The organism is Psychromonas arctica DSM 14288 (assembly GCF_000482725.1).
Classification (GTDB): Bacteria; Pseudomonadota; Gammaproteobacteria; order Enterobacterales; family Psychromonadaceae; genus Psychromonas; species Psychromonas arctica.
The window spans coordinates 1-1,864 of record NZ_AXWP01000104.1; the positions used below are offsets into that span (position 1 = coordinate 1).

At 31.0% G+C, this 1,864-nt stretch carries 1 protein-coding gene; it reads right to left on the reverse strand.

Annotated elements, in window-relative coordinates:
* Window positions 1-205 precede the first annotated feature (205 nt).
* Window positions 206-739, reverse strand: a complete 534-nt coding sequence (locus H592_RS0111500; protein WP_028868897.1) for a PEP-CTERM sorting domain-containing protein — start codon at window positions 737-739, stop codon at window positions 206-208.
* Between the last annotated feature and the right edge of the window lie 1,125 nt (window positions 740-1,864).

Consider the following 1,864-nt stretch of genomic DNA (forward strand, 5'->3'; position numbering starts at 1 on the left):
ATGCAAATGGATAGTTTCACCTTGCGGCAAGAGGCGCTAGAATGATGAAACGTCCACTTTTATGGGCTAAAAGTGAACTCCGAAACTTGAGTTATAATACAAAGCTATTTTCTAAAATCGCATAATAAATTTTGTAACTATCAATAAAAAGCCCCGTTAAACGAGGCTTTCTTAATGTAGAACTAACTACAATATACAATAGAATTTATTTTTGTAATTGACGTTGACGGCGAACAGCTAAACCTGCAATTGCAAGTCCAAATAGTAACATCGTCGCAGGCGCAGGTACTTGTACTGTTAAGGTTGATTTTCCAACATAGAAGTCACCCAATAAAGATGACACTACAATATCAAGTAAACCATCAGCATTCAAAGCACCTAAAGCATTAACTTCCAATGCACCAGAGAAACCATTATTGAATGTAATGGCACCGGTATCAAAGTTAAAATCTTCAACGGTAAATAAAATAACTTCTGGCACTAACCCCTCGAAAAAACCATCATTATCATCTGTAACTTCTACTTCAAGGTATCCACTAAGAGCACTCCCTAATGAAAACGATCCAGTTTGATTTAAGCCATCATTTAAATTGTGCTGATAAGTATGCGATCCCCACCAACCAACAAATTGATTTTGTTCTACTGTATCTACGATTGTTCCGGCAAAAGTACTTGCACTAAACAATAGTCCTATCGCTAATCCCATTTTTTTTATATTTGAAAATTTAAATATGTCCATATGCCACCCCGATCCTATTTAATGTAAAAATAAATGTAAAATGTAGATATATCAATGATATATAATAAAGGTAAAGCATTAAGCGTGCCACTTCTATTTCTCTTTATTTAACAATTAGATAGGGAATTAAATGGTGATCAAATAAATAAATTAGTTTTTAAATGAATACATTGTAAAAAACATCAACACAATAATAATCTATTGTTTAAGAATAAAGAAAATTTGTTGATAAAACTGGTATTTTTATTTTAATCACCTAGTTAAGTAAATGACAAATTTTTTAAAAGTCATTTTAATAAATATAAAGATATATATTGAAAAATTTACATGAATATAAATGTATTTATGCAAAATTAAAAAATTTTCAAATGTGAAATAAGGGATAAAAAAACAAAAAAATTCAATAGTAATAGACCAACAATGCATAGTATTTCGACACCTTAATCATTAACTTTCTAAAATAAAACATGGTTTATATCAATTACCTACATTTGACTACCTCTATTTAAATACCGATATACAAGCACAATAATAACTGATGAGAATAGACATCTATTTCATCATTATCATTATTTAAGCCTAAATGACAAAGTCATATTTTCGAATCGACACAAAATAAGTGACTAAATTGTACTATTTTACTAACTTCATCTCTTTAGCTTGTTTCTCTGTTGAAACGATTTATTAATCATTTACCGGAGTACTTAACTCATTAAATGTCAGTGAATCAACAAAGAATTTGTTCACATCAACTGAAGACGCTATAAAATAGAAAAGTGTGGAATACGAAGACTGATATAAATTAGCCCTGAGATCATCGATGATCGAATGTGGATCGTCTATTGCAACATTACCAACCACTTACTTCACGTAGTGCTTTACTGAAATAGCACAGCAGCTAAAGATTTAGTCGTTTTAACGCCTGTATCGCTGTCTAAAGGTCTAGAGCTTTAAATTTATCTTCTGCATGACTTTAACGCATATTAGTCCATAAGACTTCAGGCATAAAAAAGCCCCGTTATGAACGAGGCTTTAACTGTTAAATAAACTCCCTAGAGACTACCAACCAGTTACTTCACGTAGTGCTTTACTGAAATAAACAGCTGCTAGAGATTTAATCATTTT